Genomic DNA, 1,163 nt, shown 5'->3' with positions numbered 1-1,163 from the left:
AATAGTCCTGCCAGCGCCAGACGGTGGTCTTCGAAACCCCGACCTCACGCATAATCGCCACGACGCCATGACCGTCCGCCGTCATCAGCACGATCCTCGCTCGCTTGGCGATCTTCTGAGCCGTGTTTCCATCGGTGAGCAATTGCTCCAGTTCCCTGCGAGCCTTGCGATCAAGTACAATCAAGTCGTTTCCCATGCCGCGAGTGAATCATATTCGCGACAAGTTGGGATTCAAATGTCAGTGACAGAACACTAGCAGATGACCCGACGTTCGCGGGAGCGGTCGCAGAGGCGGCGCCTGCTTCGTCGTCGACGACACGGCCCTATTCTCTTACCTCTAACCCTCCTATCGTTGAGATGGACAGGGGTACGTACGAGCAAGAACTGAGGAATTTCTACGGCGATGATGTCAAGCACATAGCCGAAAATCCCCAAGAGTACTCGGATTTCGTGTCCTCAAAAGCCGGGCGCAGCGCAATGCTCGCTAGAGTCGGCGCGAGCGTAGAAGACAGGCCGGGTTCGCAGTACTTCAGCTACCGGTTGGGCGACAAGAGTGTCGGGCTCCTAAGAATGGATCCAGGATTCCGCATCAAAGGGAGAGACTGGCAGGAAGAACACTTTCCCGAGCGAAAAAACATCTCATCGGTTGTGGCTCTGCGAGTAACACATCCCCTCGTTGAGAATGCCGGCGATGTTCTGCTCGAACATCAACTTCGGCTCGACGGCAAGAAGCCGTTGATCATGTCGCGTCCTCTAACGATGAGCTGAAGCCCCGTCTGGAGCAGATGGGCTTTGTTGACGTGGGTGGAAACGAGTTTGTGCTTGATCCCAAACGGCATCGCGATAAGTGGACGCTGAACGGCAACGGTGAATGGCAGCGGGCGGACAGGCCTCAACTGTATCTCCAAGCTGAGAGCGAGGATCCCCTTGAAGGAAGTAGCGACGAAAGCGAACAGTTTGTCGAGACAGATTCGTCCGGCGATGACCCTTCTTGGTACTTAGAGCGGGCGCTCACTTTTCGCGGAGGACGCGACGACTGAGAAGCTCAATCGGAAGGCCACGAAAGCAAAATCGTGTCTCGCCTTGCCGGGCGCGAAGGGCATAGAGAGTGAGCGTCACGATAGGATCACCGGTGCCCGGGCTTGACTTGCGCGGAATGCTCT

At 56.2% G+C, this 1,163-nt stretch carries 1 protein-coding gene and 1 pseudogene; one reads left to right on the top strand and one right to left on the bottom strand.

Annotation, left to right across the window (positions count from 1 at the left end):
- On the bottom strand, positions 1 to 184 hold a 184-nt coding region (locus CQ13_RS16600), incomplete at its 3' end, for a helix-turn-helix domain-containing protein (RefSeq protein ID WP_430649691.1).
- Positions 185 to 357: 173 nt separating this feature from the next.
- On the opposite strand from CQ13_RS16600, the pseudogene CQ13_RS47580 reads away from it, so the two are divergent.
- Positions 358 to 1,040: pseudogene (locus tag CQ13_RS47580) on the top strand (host specificity protein).
- Positions 1,041 to 1,163: the final 123 nt, after the last annotated feature.

Source organism: Bradyrhizobium retamae, from assembly GCF_001440415.1.
Taxonomy (GTDB): domain Bacteria; phylum Pseudomonadota; class Alphaproteobacteria; order Rhizobiales; family Xanthobacteraceae; genus Bradyrhizobium; species Bradyrhizobium retamae.
Note: the sequence above shows the minus strand (reverse complement) of the source record. Positions and strands in the feature narration are given on the sequence as shown.